Below are 15,287 nucleotides of genomic sequence, written 5' to 3'. Positions count from 1 at the left end.
GTTTTCCACTCGCAGAATCGCGGCTGGTCATGCTACAGTTTGTGCCATGGCCACCGCAGACCCCCAGATACAGCCACGCCCAGTGATCCGGCAGCTGGATGACGCCGCAATCAACCGGATTGCGGCGGGCGAGGTGCTTGAACGTCCGGCATCGGCCGTCAAAGAGCTGGTAGAAAACAGTATCGACGCGGGTGCCACTCGGATAGAGGTGGTTATCGCCGATGGCGGCAAGACCCTGATCCGCGTGACCGACGATGGCTGCGGGATGACGCCCTCAGACCTGCCGATGGCCATGTCGCGCCATGCGACATCCAAGATTGACGGCTCAGACCTGCTCAACATCCGCTCATTCGGGTTTCGAGGCGAGGCTTTGCCGTCGCTGGGCGCGACGGGCCGCCTGACCATCACTTCACGCGCAAAAGATGCGGAGGCCGCGATGATTGCCGTGGCTGGTGGTAAGGCCGAAGGCGTCAAACCCGCCGCCCTGTCCGCCGGGACGGTCATTGAGCTGCGCGATATGTTCTACGCGACGCCTGCACGCCTGAAATTCTTGCGCACGGACCGGGCAGAAGCGCAGGCGGTGGCCGATGTCGTCAAGCGCCTTGCGATGGCGGAACCTTTTGTGACCTTCATTCTGCGCGATGCATCCAAGGGCGACAGCCGCACGGTCTTTCGCGCAGATGCCGAAACCGGTGATCTATTTGATGCGTTGCATGGGCGGTTGCGGTCCGTGCTGGGCAAGGATTTCGCCGAAAACGCTTTGCGCATTGATACCCAACGCGACGGGTTTCACCTGACCGGCTATGCCGCCCTGCCGACCTATTCGCGCGGTGCTGCCGTAGCACAGTTCCTTTTCGTGAACGGACGCCCTGTGCGCGACAAGATGCTGCTGGGTGCCTTGCGTGCTGCCTATATGGACGTGCTGTCACGTGATCGGCATCCGGTTGCAGCGCTCTTTGTCGATTGCGAGCCAACGCTGGTGGACGTCAACGTTCACCCCGCCAAATCCGAGGTCCGGTTCCGCGACCCCGGCACAGTGCGCGGGCTGATCGTATCTGGCTTGCGGCATGCCTTGGCCGAGGCAGGCCATCGTGCCTCGACCACTGTTGCCAACGCAACGCTGGGGGCGATCACGCCAGAACAGACCGCCCCGCGCATCTATCAGATGGATCGGCCCAGTTTCAGTGCGCGGTCGATGACGTTTCAGGCGCAAGCCCCGGGCTTTGGTGAGGCGCCATCTGCGCGCATTGAACCAATGGTCGAGGATGAACCCGACGATCTGCCCCTAGGTGCGGCCCGAGCACAGGTGCATGAGAACTACATCATTGCACAGACCAAGAAGGGTATCGTGATTGTCGATCAGCACGCGGCACATGAACGGCTGGTATACGAGAAGCTCAAAGCGCAAATGGCCGAGAATGGCGTTGCAGCGCAGGCTTTGCTGATCCCTGAGGTCGTAGAACTGTCCGAGAATGAAGCAGCGCAATTACTGGGCATCGCGGATGATCTTTCCAAGTTTGGCCTGACCATCGAACCCTTCGGTGGCGGCGCCATTGCGGTGCGGGAAACCCCTGCCATTCTGGGCGAGGTCAACGCCGAAGCCATGATCCGTGATATCCTTGATGAACTCGCCGACCAAGGCGACAGTGCTTCGGTTCAGGCGCGGATCGAGGCAATCCTGAGCCGCGTCGCTTGCCATGGCTCTATCCGCTCAGGCCGCCGGATGCAGGCGGCGGAAATGAACGCGCTACTGCGCGAGATGGAAGCAACGCCGCTTTCAGGACAGTGCAACCACGGGCGACCAACTTATGTTGAACTCAAGCTCGCCGATATTGAACGGCTGTTCGGGCGCACATGATCCAGATTGGCGATGCAGTTTATGACCTGAGCGATCCAGTGGTGATCGGCGTCATCATGGGCGCAGTGATCACGCTTGTGGTGTTGATCTTGCTGATCATGACGGTACGCCGTGCGGGGAAATCAACCGAAGCGGTGCAATTCGTCGCTTCTCAGGTCGGGCGCTTATCGCAGGATGTAAATGCGCTGGGGCAAGGCCAGCAGCAGCTGGCAGGCAACATCCGCACGGTCAGTGACGCGCAGGCCACCGCACAGGTGCAGGTCGTACAAACGATGGAGACGCGACTGGCCGAGGTGCAGGCTCTGATGGCAGAGCGGCTGGCAGACAATGCAATTAAATCGGCGCGGTCCCTCGCGGAGATGCAGGAGCGGATGAAAGATACGCTTTCTGGTTCATCCGAGAAAACGACCAAGAGCCTGACAGAACTGCAAGAGCGGCTGGCGACCATCGACAAGGCGCAGACAAACATCGAAAAGCTGTCGGGCGATGTGCTATCTTTGCAGGACATCCTATCGAACAAGCAAACACGCGGTGCATTTGGCGAAATCCAATTGCAGGATATCGTGTCCAAGGCGCTGCCCGCCGACAGCTATACTTGGCAGGCCACCCTTTCCAACAATAGCCGCCCAGACTGTCTGGTACACCTGCCCAATCCGCCCGGCCCCATCGTCATCGATGCGAAATTCCCGCTAGAGGCCTATGAGGCACTGATGGCGACCGAGACCAAAGTGGATCGGGAACGCGCGCTCACGGCCTTTGGCCAAGCCATAAAGACGCATATCAAGAAAATTTCCGACAGTTACCTGATCGAGGGCGAAACCGCCGACGGCGCGCTGATGTTCCTGCCGTCCGAGGCAGTTTATGCCGAACTACACAGTCGACTGCCCCACATCGTACGCGAAGGGTTTGCCGCGCGGGTCTGGATCGTCTCACCCACCACCTGCATGGCAACACTGAACACGATGCGTGCGATCCTGAAAGACGCGCGGATGCGCGAGCAGACTGGCGAAATTCGCAAGGAACTTGCCATGCTAGGCGGTGATGTAGAACGGCTGGTGACGCGGGTTGGCAATCTGGATCGCCACTTTGGACAAGCTGCGAAAGATATCGAAGACATCAAGATATCAGCCGAAAAAGCAGGCAAGCGGGCGCACCGCCTTGATCACTTTGATTTCGAAGAACTCGCGCCGGAGGATACGGCAAAGGTCGTGCCCCTCGCGTCATCAGAGCAATAACGCATCGTAAAAAGGAACCACCATGGGCGCTCGGGATGTTGGCCAATTCGGCAATGACACCGCATTGGATTTTGCCGCAGAGGTCAAAACCTTTGCAGATGTCTGTGCCGTCATTGAAGACGACAGCAAATTTGCCCCTGATCTGGATGCCGACGACGCCAGCATCGCTTTGGCAGCGTGCGAAATGCTGGCAACGGCCATAGGTCGCGCCCCGGAAGACCTGCCAGAGATGACAACACTTGGCGATGAGGGCGTCACACCGGCGCTTTTGGAAACTGCCACGGGGTTGATCATCCATATTCGTAGCAATTCAGAACTGGCCGCGCTTTGGCAGGAGTCTGAAGAAAACGACGCTTGGCAAGCCTCGCTTGATGGGTTGTTGGCGCGGCTTGACCAATCCAAGCCATTTAAAGCGCCTGCGAAGAAAGCCAAGCAGGAAGAACTGCCTGAGGATTTCATCGGCTATTGCTACATCTGCTACGGCATGGTGACAGAACGCGATGGCTTGCTGTTTGAGTATGATGATCCGGAAGGCGGATCGTTATCGAACTATCCCCATCGTAAGTGCATCGAAGATCAGATCACCGAACCTGGCCCCTATTGGAACGATGATGGATCACCGACACCAGTGACAAGAAAGCAATTGATGCGCGGATTGGGCTACGAAATCTAACGAAAAATGCCTCGGTTTTCACCGAGGCATTCTGATTTGGGGTGGGATGACCCGCTTAAATTCCGATAAATTTCTGCGCAATACGCGGCACAATACCGTTGAAGAGCAACGGCGCATCGGTCGCTGCGAGGCAGATGCAATCCACCCCTTCTTCTGCAACAGGCGTATGGTGCAAATCTTCGTTCGCAACCTCAACATCGCCCGCACCAAAGCGGTCTTCCTCGTCAGTGAAAGCGCCTTGCAGAACAAGCGTAAGTTCTGTGCCTTGGTGCCCGTGATCAGGCACAGCAGTGCCTGCCGGAATACGCAACAGCCGCACGCTGGCGTCTTTGGACGTGTTCAAAACCAACTGGCTCACACCGCCGCCAACTTTACGCCATTTCAGGCTATCGAAATCACCGCTGATGTAATCTTGCAGTGGCCCGGGGAACACGCTGTTTTGCGTACGTATGGGTTTCGGCCGTTCTGCCAAATGCCCACCGTCGATCATCGCAAGCGTCGCAGCCAGCGCATCTTCGGCGACATCGACAGGGTCTGCATCTAACATGACCTCACCACCGACGGCTTCATATTCAGCCAAGGCAGCGCGGCAGGTGTCACACATGGAAATATGTGTTGCGACCACAAGATTAAAAGCTTCCGGCAGCGTGCCAGCGGCATAGCCGATCAGCAGTGGCTCGGTCAGATGGTGTTTGATCTGTTTCATATCATTCATCATTTCATTGCGTGGCGCAGTCTATCCAACGCCAACCTAATCCGCGATTTGATCGTACCCAGCGGCAATCCCGTTTCTGCGGCAATTTGACTGTGGCTTAGCTCACCAAAGTAGGCGCGCTCGATCAGTTGTCTTTGTTCAGCGGGCAATGTGGCCAAGGCCTGCCCGAGTTGTTCCGTTTCTTGTTGTAGACCCATCGCATCAACCTGATCAGGCTCAGCTTCGGGTCCCCATGGCAGGTCTTCTGGTTCGGGCCTGCGCTGCTTGCGCAGGATGTCGATCTTGCGGTTCCGGGCGATTGTGAAAATCCATGTGGATACACTCGCCTTCGAAGGATCGAACATATGAGCCTTGTTCCAAAGGGTCGCCATGACCTCCTGTGTGCATTCTTCAGCCAGATCCGGGCTGGCCCCCGATTTCATCAAAAACGACTTCACCCGCGGAGCGAAATACCCAAACAACTCAGCAAATGCCTTGCGGTCCTGATTGTCCCGCACAGCGTATACTTGGACAACCCAAGCCATACGTTTTGCTGTTGCTTCTGGGGTCACCTGCGTCGTCCTCTTCTTGCGCACGGGCTGCGGCTTGACATCACCATAGGCAACGTTGGGCGGCAGCGCATCCGCTTTTGTGAGGGCGTTGGTTTCCGTCAACATGTATTTGTTACGCCGCTGTTAAGCTTTTGGATCACCCCGGATGATATTTTTCTTTTGATCCACGCAAGTTGTGGATGCGTAAGAACAATTATAAACGAAAAGAAGAAGTTGGAGCCCCCCAGACATGCCATTCGAGACCGGGACAGCCGTGCCCAGAAAAATTGCGGTGATTGGGGCAGGTATTTCCGGGATGGGGGCGGCGCATGCCTTGGCCAAAGACCATCGCGTCGTGCTGTTTGAGGCGGAGGATCGTTTGGGCGGGCACGCTCGCACACGGATGGCAGGCAAAAACCGGGATCAAGCAGTTGATACGGGCTTTATCGTCTTCAACTATGCCAACTATCCTAATTTGACCAAGCTGTTCGACCACCTCGACGTACCCGTCATCAAAAGCAACATGAGCTTTGGTGCCTCTTTCAGCGGTGGACGCATGGAATACGGGTTGGCCAGCCTGAATGCTCTCTTCGCCCAGCGCAGCAACATCGCCAGCCCCAAGTTTTTGCGCATGGTGCGCGATATTCTCAAGTTCAACGCCAAAGGGTTGCAGGCTAGTCAGGATGAAACTCTGACGATCCGGCAGCTACTCGAAAACCTGAACCTCAGCGATTACTTCCGCGACCATTATCTGCTGCCATTCTCTGGGGCGATCTGGTCGACCCCGAAAGAAAAGATTCTCGATTTCCCCGCCTACGCGATGATGCGTTTTTTTGACAATCATGCACTGCTTGGGGCCACAGGCCAGCATCAGTGGTACACTGTCGATGGCGGGTCGCGTGAATATGTAACGCGGTTAGGTGCCGATATGATGCAACGTGGCATCGATATTCGCCTTGGCACCCCGATTGATGCGGTGCGCCGCACGTCCGTGGGTGCAGAAGTCAAAACGCATGGTGCGAATTGGGAAATGTTTGATGAGGTGGTTTTTGCCACACATTCTGACGACACATTGCGCATGCTGTCTGATGCAACCGCTGTCGAAAAATCGGTTCTTGGTGCGGTGCGCTATCAGCCAAACAAAGTTGTCCTGCATTCCGATACCTCGATCATGCCGAAACGCCGTCAGGTCTGGTCATCATGGATTTATTCTGAGGACGCCCAGCGCACCGATACCGAGATCAACCTGACCTATTGGATGAACTCGCTCCAGCCGTGGCTGCAGGGCGATGACATGATGGTCACGCTGAACAGCAACCGGCCTATTCGGGAAGAATTGATCTGGGACGAAGTGTCCCTTCGCCATCCCGTCTATGATCTTGAGGCGATTGCCGCACAAGAAGCGGCTGCCGCGATGAACGGATCAAACCGGACGTGGTTCTGTGGCGCATGGATGAAGAACGGTTTTCACGAAGACGGGCTGTCCAGCGCTCTTGACGTTGTGCATTCACTCAATAGCCTTGAACACATGCAACTTGCTGCCGAGTGACCTCTAGCATTCATCATATAGCAGCCGAAACCTACCATGGGCGGCGGGGGGCCACGAAAAACGCCTTTCGCTATTCCATCGATTATGTGCTGACAGATTTTGAGGCTGAGGCACCGACGCCAACATTATTCTCGCGTAATGCAGGTAACCTGATGTCGCTGCAAGACAGCGATCACGGGGGTGCACCCAAGCATGGCAAGGGGGCACCATGGGTGCGCGAGGTGCTGTCCGCCTATGAGATCACTGATGCCGCACGTATCGAACTGCTCGCACAACCGCGCGTGTTGGGGCACGTCTTCAACCCTGTGTCTTTCTGGCTTTGCTACAATGCTGACGATGCGCTAACGACAGTCATTGCTGAGGTCTCCAACACATTCGGCGACCGCCATTCCTATCTGTGTCGTCATGAAGATGGTCGCGCGATCACCAAGGATGAAACGCTGTCAGCGCAAAAGCTGATGCATGTATCCCCATTCCAGCCCATCGAGGGCGGCTATACCTTCCGTTTTGATATCCAGCCTGACAGCATCGGCATATGGATCGACTATTCGCGCGGCAATGGGGGGCTGATTGCCACGCTGACCGGGCCGCGTAAACCGATCACAAATGCCTCTATCATCAAGGCGACACTTCGCAGGCCCTTCGGGTCCCGACGCGTGCTGACATTGATCCACTGGCAGGCGCTCAAGTTATGGTGGAAGGGCGCAACATTCCGCTCGCGACCTGAGCCGCCTGCGGAAGAGGTCAGCAGATGAAAGCCCTGTCAGAGCGGCTGCCCGCATACTCGGTCTTTGCGGCCGTGTTGTCGGGTGCGGGCTTGCCCATCTATATCTACGCGCCGAAATATTATGCCGATACCTTTGGGGTCAGCCTTGCGGCATTGGGCGCGCTACTTTTTGCCATGCGTCTCTTCGATATGATCCAGGATCCTGTGTTGGGGTGGATCAGCGAACGGCTTACATCCTCAAAGAAACTGATTATCACCGGGACCGCCCTGATCATGGCCCTGTCCATGATCGGTCTTTTTGCCATCGCACCGCCCATCGATCCGCTATGGTGGTTCGGTATCACGGTGACGGGGCTGTTCACCGCGTTCAGCTTCCTGACCATCAATTTCTACGCACAAGGCGTCAGCAAAGCAGGCAAAGATCCCCAAGGGCATGTGCGGTTAGCCGCATGGCGCGAAAGCGGGGCCTTGTTGGGCGTCTGCATCGCAGCAGTCATCCCCACAGTGCTGATCGGTGTTGTTGCCAGCCCATTCGCCGCTTTCGCCTATGGGTTCGCGGCACTCACGATCGTTGCGGCCATCTTCATGTGGCCCGAATGGAAAGGGCGCGTGAACGCAGAGCCTTCGCAGATCAGTGGGATCATCCGCGACAATACAGCGCGGAAACTGCTGATCCTTGCCTTGGTAAACGCCACACCCCTCGCCGTCTCATCCACGCTTTTCCTATTCTATGTGGAAAGTAAACTGGGGGCCGTCGGCTGGGAAGGCCCTTTATTGGTACTGTTTTTCCTGGCCGCAGCGCTGTCTTCGCCCATTTGGTCGGCGCTGGCGCGGCGCTTCAGCCCCAAGCCCGTTCTGGTCGCCGCGATGATCCTCGCGGTCGCCTCATTCGCCTACACGCTCACTTTATCGCCCGGCGATGTGATCCCTTTTGCTTTCGTGTGCGTACTAAGTGGAGCGACCATCGGGGCAGACCTGACTTTGTTACCTGCGATGTTTGCGAAACGTATGGCCGCCATCTCGCCAAATGGCGGACAGGGCTTCGGACTTTGGAATTTGGTGAACAAGTTCACGCTTGCCTTCGCCGCGGTGGTTTTGCTGCCGTTACTGGAACGATCTGGCTTCACGGCTGGGGCAACCGATTTGCCCACTGAGGCCATCACCATGCTGACGGTGCTTTACGCGCTTGTACCGTCACTTTTGAAACTTGTGGCCATCGGCTTGCTGATCGCCACGAAACTTGAGGACTAAACGATGTCGTTTGTCACTTACATCCTGATCGGGGCCGCTTTGATGGCCGTCGCAGTGTTCCTCAAAGAACGCTACGTATCCTTCTGGGCGCAGAAATCGGATGACTATGCCGATGGCCCGATCTTTGATATCCGCGAACGGTTCAACGGGCCGATCGAATGCGAAGGGGTCATCTACGGACCAACCGGCAAGGTGTCTTCGCGGTTCGTGGCCGATTTTGAAGCCTCATGGAATGGCAACATCGGCACGATGAAAGAAGTGTTCCACTACGACAGCGGTCAGGTGCAGCACCGCGAATGGACGCTGACCCTAGGCAATGACGGTAAGATCAAAGCCGAAGCGCCTGATGTGGTTGGCGCAGGCACCGGGCAACAATCCGGGTCCGCTGTCCTGCTGAACTACCGCATCAAACTGACCGAGGAAGCGGGCGGACACGCACTTGATGTGACCGACTGGATGTACCTCATGTCCAACGGCAACATTATGAACCGCAGCCAGTTCCGCAAATTCGGGATCAAAGTGGCCGAGCTGGTCGCAACCATGCGCCCCAAAGACAAGGCCTACGCAGGAGAATAAGCCGTGAAGAACTGGCAAGGAAAACGCTACTGGCTTGTTGGGGCAAGCGAGGGGCTGGGGCGCGAAGTGGCCTTCTGTCTCAGCCGTGCTGGGGCTGAGGTGATTGTCTCTGCCAGATCTGAGGACCGGTTGAAGGAGTTGGTGGAGGAGTTGCCCGGCAAGGCGTCTTACATCGCCGTCGATGTGGCTGACCGCGCAGCGGTTGAAGCTGCCGCGCAACAAGCAGGTGAGATCGACGGCGTCGTCTATTTGGCCGGTGTCTATTGGCCCATGAAAGCGCAGGAGTGGGATAACGAAAAGGCTGACATGATGGGCGAGGTGAACTTCCTTGGCGCATCGCGTGTCGTGGGTTCAGTCATCAAAGACATGGTGGCAAAAGATGTAGGGCATATTGTCTTGGTCGGTTCTCTCTCCGGTTTTCGGGGGCTTCCCGGTGCCATTGGCTACTGCTCGTCTAAAGCGGGTATGATGTCGCTCGCGGAATCAATGCAGGCCGACCTGCGCACCTCTCCTATCGAGGTGCAACTGATCAACCCCGGCTTCATTAAAACGCGGCTGACCGAAAAGAACGATTTCAACATGCCGTTCATCATGTCACCAGAAGATGCGGCGAAAGAAGTGTTCGAACACATGAACACCGACACCTTCAAGAAAAGCTTCCCGATGGTGTTTTCCTGGGTCTTTCGCCTGTCGCAATTCATGCCGGATTGGATGTACTATCGGCTGTTTGGGGCAAAATAATCCTCTTCATCTTGGCCAAAAAACTCCCGCCGGAGGCTCCTGACCGCGCCTCCTAGCGCGGCATCGGATTGGTGGCCCGCTTGTATGGCGTCCAATCCTTGATTTCAGGATAATACCGCTGTCGCCATTGCCTGACGCGCGGGTGCATCAATTTACGCCATGCGAGCGGCACCAAGGCGATCATCGTCATCAGCGGATAGCCATAGGGCAGCTGCGGCGCCTCATCGTCATCGTAGGTTTGCAATAGCGGAAAGCGGCGGTTGGGCTTGTAGTGGTGATCCGAATGCCTTTGCAGATTGATCAATAACCAGTTTGACGCCTGCTGCGTTGCGTTCCACGAATGGCGCGGCAACACATGTTCGTATTTGCCATCCCCAAGGTGCTTGCGGGTCAGACCGTAGTGTTCGACGTAATCCACCAGTTCCAGTTGGAAAATGGCCCAGAACGCTTGTGTCGCGAAAAGAAACACACCCCACCAGCCGCCAATCGCCGCCGCCAACAGGACAAAACCAACCTGAAGCGCGAGATAAAGCCAGAACGGGTTTGTGCGGTGAAACCACGCAAGGGACTTGCGGGCCAGCATCCCCTTCTCGGCTTTGAATGACGACACCAGTGATTGATACAGTACGCGCGGAAAGAACCGATAAAAACTTTCGCCATATCGCGCCGTAACAGGATCACGCGGTGTCCCGATATAACGGTGATGGACCAGCAAATGCTCGGACCGGAAATGCGAATAAAGGACCGAGGCCAGCAGGATATCGGCCATCCAGCGTTCCAGCTTGGGTTTCTGATGCATCAACTCATGTGCATAGGTGATCCCGATGGTGCCTGACAGGATGCCCAAGGCCGCAAAAAGCAACCATTGTTCGATAAGGGCAAGGTGCCCCGACTGGACGACGTAAATCATGATCCCAAAGATCGTGACCAGTTGGACCAAGGGCCAAACCAGTGTGATCATCCGATACCACACCAGCTGGTCATCAGGTGTCTCAAGATCGGGGTTTTCATTGTTTTTGCCGACGACATAGTCAAGCCCGGTGAACAGATACCAGGTTGAGGCCGGTAGCAGCGCTATCGCCCAGCCCCCCTGCATCGCCGCAAAGATCGCGACGGGCACCAAGCCCAGCGACAGCCAGAAAGGCAGCGCTGTTGTGATGCGCGCGACTTTCGGTGTTTGCGGAATGGATGTCATATCGCCTCGCAATGTCAGAGATGTCTATTTTACAACCAGTAAAGCCGTTTCTCAATTGTCGCGTAACGTCATATGGGCCAGATCAAAGACCTTGCGCATTGCCGTGGGTAGGGCTGTCGGGCTGAAAACATCCGGTGTCAGGAAGGTTCCGCGCAAGGGCGTTGCATCGATATCAGCATAATCCACCATAATCTTCAGCCGTAAATGAAAATGCGTGAAGGTATGGCGCGCCTCGGCATTCAGTGGCTGCCAATCAGCCTCGTAGGGCGGGTTTTCCTCTGGTTCGTCGCCCCATTCCGAGCCAGGCCAACCCAGCATGCCACCTAAAAGGCCCTTCTCTGGCCGGGTTTCCAAGAGCCATGCACCATCCGTCCGACGCGCAACATAGACGATGCCAAAGCGGGTCGGCGTCTTTTTCTTCGGTGTCTTTTTGGGCAGTTCAGCCGCCGTCCCGGCCAACCGTGCCGCGCACGGATCACGCCAAGGGCAAATCCCACATGCCGGGTTGCGCGGGGTGCAGATCGTTGCACCAAGATCCATCACTGCCTGGGCATAATCACCGGGGCGCGATTGTGGGGTCAGCGCTTGCGCTTTCGTCGTTAATTCACCCTTTGATCCGGGCAGAGGCGCATGGATATCGTGCAAACGCGCCATGACGCGTTCGACATTGCCGTCAACCACGGTTTCAGGCCGATCAAAGGCGATCGCAGAAACGGCGGCCGCTGTGTAGGGGCCGATACCAGGCAGTTTCAGGAGTTGCTCATAGCTATCCGGGAACACGCCATCATGTTCCGCCACCACAGCACGCGCGCATTTCAGCAGGTTGCGCGCCCGCGCGTAATACCCAAGCCCCGCCCAAGCCGCCATGACATCAGCATCATCTGCCGCAGCCAAGTCACCCACTGTCGGCCATAACGCCAGAAACTTGCGGTGATAGTCGCGCACCGCAGCCACAGTTGTTTGCTGCAACATGATCTCTGACATCCAAACAGCGTAAGGATCAGGCAGAACCCCAGCCTTGCGGTCCGAAGGCCCCACACGCCAAGGCATTTCGCGCGCATGCACGTCATACCACGCCAAAAGTTCCGCACTGAGGTCACGCAATGTTTATTACCCGCATCAATCTACGCCACAGACTTGGCGCATTCTTCATCTTAGAGTAGGGCTTAGATATGAAACAGCCACGCCACACCAGCACCACACGCGGATTTTCCCGCGCGGCGACGTTGATGCAAAGCAAGATTCGCAAAGCCAGCGAAGATCGGGGCTTTGCCGTGACGCGGCTGTTGACGCATTGGGCAGAGGTCGTGGGCGAGGTAACAGCCGGGATCGCCACACCAGTGAACGTCAGCTACGGCAAGGGCGGCATGGGGGCGACGCTGACTTTGCTGACGACGGGCGCGCAAGCACCGATGCTGGAAATGCAAAAGGAACAGATCCGCGAGAAAGTGAACGCCTGTTATGGCTACCGCGCCATCGCGCGGGTGCGCATCACACAGACAGCGCCTGTTGGCTTTTCGGAAGGGCGCGCGACTTTCAACCCGGCACCCAAAATCAAGAAAATGCCCGATGCTGCGATGCAATCTGCGGCTGAAGACCTATCTAAGGTCGTGGAAAACGAAAAACTGCGCGCAGCACTGACAGCGTTGGGCGCAAATGTCTTATCAAAACAAAACCCTGATCAGAGGTAGATATGAAACGCAGAACTCTTTTGACCGTAGGTGGCGGTGCTCTCGTGGCCCTTGGTGCCGGTTGGACCCTCACGCGGCCCGACCCGCAAACCGGGCTTCTGCCCGGCGCGGCAATGGCACAAAGCGCGGATGGTGAGGCGCCGGAAGTTGTGGACATGGTACTGGGCGACCCCGATGCACCTGTTGAGGTGATCGAATATGCCTCTTTCACATGCCCACACTGCGCATCATTCCACGCCAACCAATTCAAGGCGCTCAAGCAAAATTACATTGATACTGGCAAGATCAGATTTATCTATCGCGAAGTCTATTTCGACCGCCCCGGTCTTTGGGCATCCATGATTGCGCGTCACAACGACAACGCCGACTTCTTTTTCGCATTTTCGGACGTGATCTACGCCGAGCAACGCGAATGGGCCGCATCCGGCGATCCCGCCACAATCGTCGAAGCGCTGCGCGTTTTGGCCAAAACCGCCGGTTTGGATGATGCCACCCTTGATGCGTGCCTCAGCGATGGCGCAAAGGCCGAGGCCTTGTTCACATGGTATCAGGAAAACGCAGAGCGTGATGCGATCAACTCTACCCCAACATTCATGATCGATGGTCAGCAATACTCGAACATGGCCTATGATGAGTTTGCGGGCATTCTGGACGGAAAACTGGGCTAAGGTCCACCTTTCTGATCAAACTCATATGTTGAATTGCGGCGGGCCCTTACGGGCCCGTTTGCGTATCAAACAAGCGACTCCAACACGCCTTTGACTGACAGAAAAAGAAGTGGAGCGTTGGATAGCTTTGACCGATGCTTAGATCTGTCAGAAGCTTTGTTTTCAATAGGATACCGTGTTGTCAGGCCGGGTGCGGCGCGTCTTTGATCTTTTGATTAATGCAGCACGCATAATGCGTTGAAATCGCGGACAGTCCAGATGATGCTCTGCGGTGCAATTCGCGATATGGCGCAGGCCTTTACTCAGAGATGCAAGCTCATTGATCTTTGCGTCTATGGAGTCGGCCTTTTCATTCAAGGTCGCCGCATCAAATTCAGGCCTGCCTTCAGTCCCAATCATTTTCTTGATTTCGTTGAGCGAAAAGCTCGCTGTTTGGGCCAGAGAAATGACAGAAATACGGATCTTTACTTCATCCTCGTAAAGACGTTTCAACCCCCGCCGCCCGATTGATTTGATCAGACCAATTTCCTCATAATAACGGAGTTTTGAGGCGGAGAAGCCGCTCAAGCGGGAAAGTTCAGTAATATCGAGCATGGTCTTGACCTCAAGTTGGCTTGAACTTGTATCTTGCTTCCTTCGGGAAAGAACATCAACAAAGAGAGACTGTTCAGATCATGGTACTTAGCTTTTACGCAAACGCCGTTTTGATTGGTATTGGCGCAACGGCCTTTATGGATTTGGTGGCACTCGCCCAACGGTACTTCTTGGCACAGCAATCACTGAACTATGCGATGGTAGGGCGGTGGCTGGGTCATGTGCTGCGCGGACGCTTTGTCCATCGTCCGATATCGGCCAGCGAACCTGTCATTCTGGAACGCGCGATCGGATGGGGTGCACACTATCTAATCGGCGTCTCTTTCGCCGCAATTTTTCTTTTGTTCATGGGGCAAGACTGGCTTATTTTCGAGAGCCTTACTCCAGCGCTTATATTCGGCGGGATGACAGTTCTTGCCCCTTTTCTTATTATTCAACCGGGGATGGGGGCCGGACTGGCTGCGCGATGCCTGCCAAACCCAACTGTCGCGCGCTTCAAGACTGTTCTGGCGCATCTGAGTTTTGGTTTTGGCATGTGGCTCACGGCCATTTTCTTGTCGGGACTTCAGTAGGGAAAGACACTTACCTGAGGGCCGGAAAACGGGTCGCCGCTTCACCTTGTTAAAAAACACTGTGCGCGCTTTTTTTGGGGCGCAGACGTTGGAAACCTCAGTTAGATCGGAAAATGCATGTTAAAATCTCGTTTTCAGTTTTTTGGAACGGCAGCCATTGGCTTTGGTCTGGCTGCTGGCACGGTTTACCTGCTGATGGCCCGCATAACACTTGCCCATATCGAAACTGTTTCCGGTCAGGTTCCGCTCGATCTGCGTCCGTCTGGCTATACTTTTCACGACGTTGCAGAGCTTTTCAACGGATTGGGTGAAGACGGGCTTCGTTACTACCTCACCCGGCAACTTCCGTTGGATACGCTCTACCCTGCGCTACTGGCGCTGACCATGGTGTGCACGATGTGTTGGTTCGGGCAACGCCTTCCGAATAGCAAACTGGTGCGGACCGGTATTGCACTTTCTATCGGAACGGCTGTTTTCGATTATTGTGAAAACCTTGGTATCGCTGTCATGATCATCAGCTGGCCAAATCTTTCGGAAACCTTGGTTCGCTTGTTCAGTGTAGCGTCAATTGCAAAATCAGGTCTGACTGTTTTGGCACTTGTCCTGCTCTTTCTGATCGCACTGAGGTGGATACGACAGCGCAAGGCGGACGTGCAGCAACAGCCACCGAACGAAAACTAAGCCCCGATAAGCACCTGCTATCATCCACGGG

17 protein-coding genes are annotated in these 15,287 nt (G+C 55.9%); 12 read left to right on the top strand and 5 right to left on the bottom strand.

The features are described 5' to 3' along the window. Nucleotides 1-46 precede the first annotated feature (46 nt). Genes mutL through BC777_RS17875 form a run of 3 tightly spaced genes read left to right on the top strand, consistent with a single transcriptional unit; the run spans nt 47 to nt 3,766 of the window. Complete coding sequence (gene mutL / locus BC777_RS17885) at nt 47-1,858, top strand: DNA mismatch repair endonuclease MutL (RefSeq protein ID WP_100369576.1); 1,812 nt, start codon at nt 47-49, stop codon at nt 1,856-1,858. Further along, complete coding sequence (locus BC777_RS17880; RefSeq protein ID WP_100369575.1) at nt 1,855-3,093, top strand: DNA recombination protein RmuC; 1,239 nt, start codon at nt 1,855-1,857, stop codon at nt 3,091-3,093. Before mutL ends, BC777_RS17880 begins: the two co-directional genes overlap by 4 nt. A gap of 22 nt (nt 3,094-3,115) precedes the next feature. Then, nucleotides 3,116-3,766, top strand: a complete 651-nt coding sequence (locus BC777_RS17875) for a DUF4259 domain-containing protein (protein ID WP_100369574.1) — start codon at nt 3,116-3,118, stop codon at nt 3,764-3,766. Between the two features lie 55 nt (nt 3,767-3,821). Here the strand turns inward: BC777_RS17875 and BC777_RS17870 are convergent, their stop codons facing one another. Together BC777_RS17870 and BC777_RS17865 are read right to left on the bottom strand one after the other, a co-directional pair. Continuing rightward, nucleotides 3,822-4,472: a ChrR family anti-sigma-E factor gene (locus tag BC777_RS17870; RefSeq protein WP_245834469.1), complete on the bottom strand. Its 651-nt coding sequence runs from the start codon at nt 4,470-4,472 to the stop codon at nt 3,822-3,824. A gap of 8 nt (nt 4,473-4,480) precedes the next feature. Then, a complete protein-coding gene (locus BC777_RS17865; RefSeq protein ID WP_100369572.1) occupies nt 4,481-5,137 on the bottom strand; it encodes a sigma-70 family RNA polymerase sigma factor in 657 nt (218 codons plus the stop codon). 124 nt (nt 5,138-5,261) lie between these two features. Here BC777_RS17865 and BC777_RS17860 point away from each other — a divergent pair, with 124 nt between their 5' ends. The 5 genes from BC777_RS17860 to BC777_RS17840 are packed head-to-tail and all read left to right on the top strand — an operon-like array spanning nt 5,262 to nt 9,855. Further along, the gene (locus BC777_RS17860) at nt 5,262-6,560 is read left to right on the top strand and encodes an NAD(P)/FAD-dependent oxidoreductase (protein ID WP_100369571.1); all 1,299 of its coding nucleotides are present in this window, start codon (nt 5,262-5,264) and stop codon (nt 6,558-6,560) included. Continuing rightward, nucleotides 6,557-7,315 (top strand): DUF1365 domain-containing protein, encoded by a 759-nt coding sequence (locus BC777_RS17855; RefSeq protein WP_100369570.1) that lies wholly within the window; start codon nt 6,557-6,559, stop codon nt 7,313-7,315. Before BC777_RS17860 ends, BC777_RS17855 begins: the two co-directional genes overlap by 4 nt. Continuing rightward, nucleotides 7,312-8,538, top strand: a complete 1,227-nt coding sequence (locus BC777_RS17850; protein WP_100369569.1) for an MFS transporter — start codon at nt 7,312-7,314, stop codon at nt 8,536-8,538. The genes BC777_RS17855 and BC777_RS17850 overlap by 4 nt, the downstream gene beginning before the upstream one ends. Before the next feature lie 3 nt (nt 8,539-8,541). After that, nucleotides 8,542-9,114: a DUF3833 family protein gene (locus BC777_RS17845; RefSeq protein ID WP_100369568.1), complete on the top strand. Its 573-nt coding sequence runs from the start codon at nt 8,542-8,544 to the stop codon at nt 9,112-9,114. A 3-nt stretch (nt 9,115-9,117) separates the two neighbouring features. Continuing rightward, nucleotides 9,118-9,855 (top strand): SDR family NAD(P)-dependent oxidoreductase, encoded by a 738-nt coding sequence (locus BC777_RS17840; RefSeq protein ID WP_100369567.1) that lies wholly within the window; start codon nt 9,118-9,120, stop codon nt 9,853-9,855. A 52-nt stretch (nt 9,856-9,907) separates the two neighbouring features. Here the strand turns inward: BC777_RS17840 and BC777_RS17835 are convergent, their stop codons facing one another. Both BC777_RS17835 and BC777_RS17830 read right to left on the bottom strand, forming a co-directional pair. Beyond that, on the bottom strand, nt 9,908-11,050 hold the full coding sequence (locus BC777_RS17835; RefSeq protein WP_100369566.1) for an alkane 1-monooxygenase: 1,143 nt from the start codon (nt 11,048-11,050) through the stop codon (nt 9,908-9,910). Nucleotides 11,051-11,101: 51 nt separating this feature from the next. Further along, a complete protein-coding gene (locus BC777_RS17830; protein ID WP_245834483.1) occupies nt 11,102-12,100 on the bottom strand; it encodes an A/G-specific adenine glycosylase in 999 nt (332 codons plus the stop codon). Nucleotides 12,101-12,222: 122 nt separating this feature from the next. On the opposite strand from BC777_RS17830, the gene BC777_RS17825 reads away from it, so the two are divergent. Continuing rightward, on the top strand, nt 12,223-12,741 hold the full coding sequence (locus BC777_RS17825; protein WP_100369564.1) for a DUF721 domain-containing protein: 519 nt from the start codon (nt 12,223-12,225) through the stop codon (nt 12,739-12,741). A 2-nt stretch (nt 12,742-12,743) separates the two neighbouring features. Continuing rightward, nucleotides 12,744-13,409, top strand: coding sequence for a DsbA family protein (locus BC777_RS17820; RefSeq protein WP_100369563.1), 666 nt, complete (start codon nt 12,744-12,746; stop codon nt 13,407-13,409). Nucleotides 13,410-13,571: 162 nt separating this feature from the next. On the opposite strand, the gene BC777_RS17815 is transcribed toward BC777_RS17820, so the two are convergent. Then, nucleotides 13,572-14,003: a helix-turn-helix domain-containing protein gene (locus BC777_RS17815; protein WP_100369562.1), complete on the bottom strand. Its 432-nt coding sequence runs from the start codon at nt 14,001-14,003 to the stop codon at nt 13,572-13,574. Nucleotides 14,004-14,083: 80 nt separating this feature from the next. Here BC777_RS17815 and BC777_RS17810 point away from each other — a divergent pair, with 80 nt between their 5' ends. Both BC777_RS17810 and BC777_RS17805 read left to right on the top strand, forming a co-directional pair. Next, nucleotides 14,084-14,575, top strand: a complete 492-nt coding sequence (locus tag BC777_RS17810; protein WP_100369561.1) for a DUF2938 domain-containing protein — start codon at nt 14,084-14,086, stop codon at nt 14,573-14,575. Between the two features lie 117 nt (nt 14,576-14,692). Beyond that, on the top strand, nt 14,693-15,256 hold the full coding sequence (locus BC777_RS17805; protein WP_100369560.1) for a hypothetical protein: 564 nt from the start codon (nt 14,693-14,695) through the stop codon (nt 15,254-15,256). Nucleotides 15,257-15,287 lie beyond the last annotated feature (31 nt).

The sequence above is a fragment of the Yoonia maricola genome, from assembly GCF_002797915.1.
In the GTDB taxonomy this organism is placed as follows: domain Bacteria; phylum Pseudomonadota; class Alphaproteobacteria; order Rhodobacterales; family Rhodobacteraceae; genus Yoonia; species Yoonia maricola.
This window is presented reverse-complemented; position numbering and strand designations above follow the sequence as displayed.

Bases quoted from the DNA above. Each gene is read 5' to 3' on its own strand.
- BC777_RS17815 (WP_100369562.1), bottom strand. From the start codon at position 14,003: ATGCTCGATATTACTGAACTTTCCCGCTTGAGCGGCTTCTCCGCCTCA.
- BC777_RS17865 (WP_100369572.1), bottom strand. From the start codon at position 5,137: ATGTTGACGGAAACCAACGCCCTCACAAAAGCGGATGCGCTGCCGCCC.
- BC777_RS17810 (WP_100369561.1), top strand. From the start codon at position 14,084: ATGGTACTTAGCTTTTACGCAAACGCCGTTTTGATTGGTATTGGCGCA.
- BC777_RS17830 (WP_245834483.1), bottom strand. From the start codon at position 12,100: ATGCCTTGGCGTGTGGGGCCTTCGGACCGCAAGGCTGGGGTTCTGCCT.
- BC777_RS17880 (WP_100369575.1), top strand. From the start codon at position 1,855: ATGATCCAGATTGGCGATGCAGTTTATGACCTGAGCGATCCAGTGGTG.
- BC777_RS17850 (WP_100369569.1), top strand. From the start codon at position 7,312: ATGAAAGCCCTGTCAGAGCGGCTGCCCGCATACTCGGTCTTTGCGGCC.
- BC777_RS17805 (WP_100369560.1), top strand. From the start codon at position 14,693: ATGTTAAAATCTCGTTTTCAGTTTTTTGGAACGGCAGCCATTGGCTTT.
- BC777_RS17845 (WP_100369568.1), top strand. From the start codon at position 8,542: ATGTCGTTTGTCACTTACATCCTGATCGGGGCCGCTTTGATGGCCGTC.
- mutL (WP_100369576.1), top strand. From the start codon at position 47: ATGGCCACCGCAGACCCCCAGATACAGCCACGCCCAGTGATCCGGCAG.
- BC777_RS17825 (WP_100369564.1), top strand. From the start codon at position 12,223: ATGAAACAGCCACGCCACACCAGCACCACACGCGGATTTTCCCGCGCG.
- BC777_RS17870 (WP_245834469.1), bottom strand. From the start codon at position 4,472: ATGAAACAGATCAAACACCATCTGACCGAGCCACTGCTGATCGGCTAT.
- BC777_RS17875 (WP_100369574.1), top strand. From the start codon at position 3,116: ATGGGCGCTCGGGATGTTGGCCAATTCGGCAATGACACCGCATTGGAT.
- BC777_RS17820 (WP_100369563.1), top strand. From the start codon at position 12,744: ATGAAACGCAGAACTCTTTTGACCGTAGGTGGCGGTGCTCTCGTGGCC.
- BC777_RS17835 (WP_100369566.1), bottom strand. From the start codon at position 11,050: ATGACATCCATTCCGCAAACACCGAAAGTCGCGCGCATCACAACAGCG.
- BC777_RS17860 (WP_100369571.1), top strand. From the start codon at position 5,262: ATGCCATTCGAGACCGGGACAGCCGTGCCCAGAAAAATTGCGGTGATT.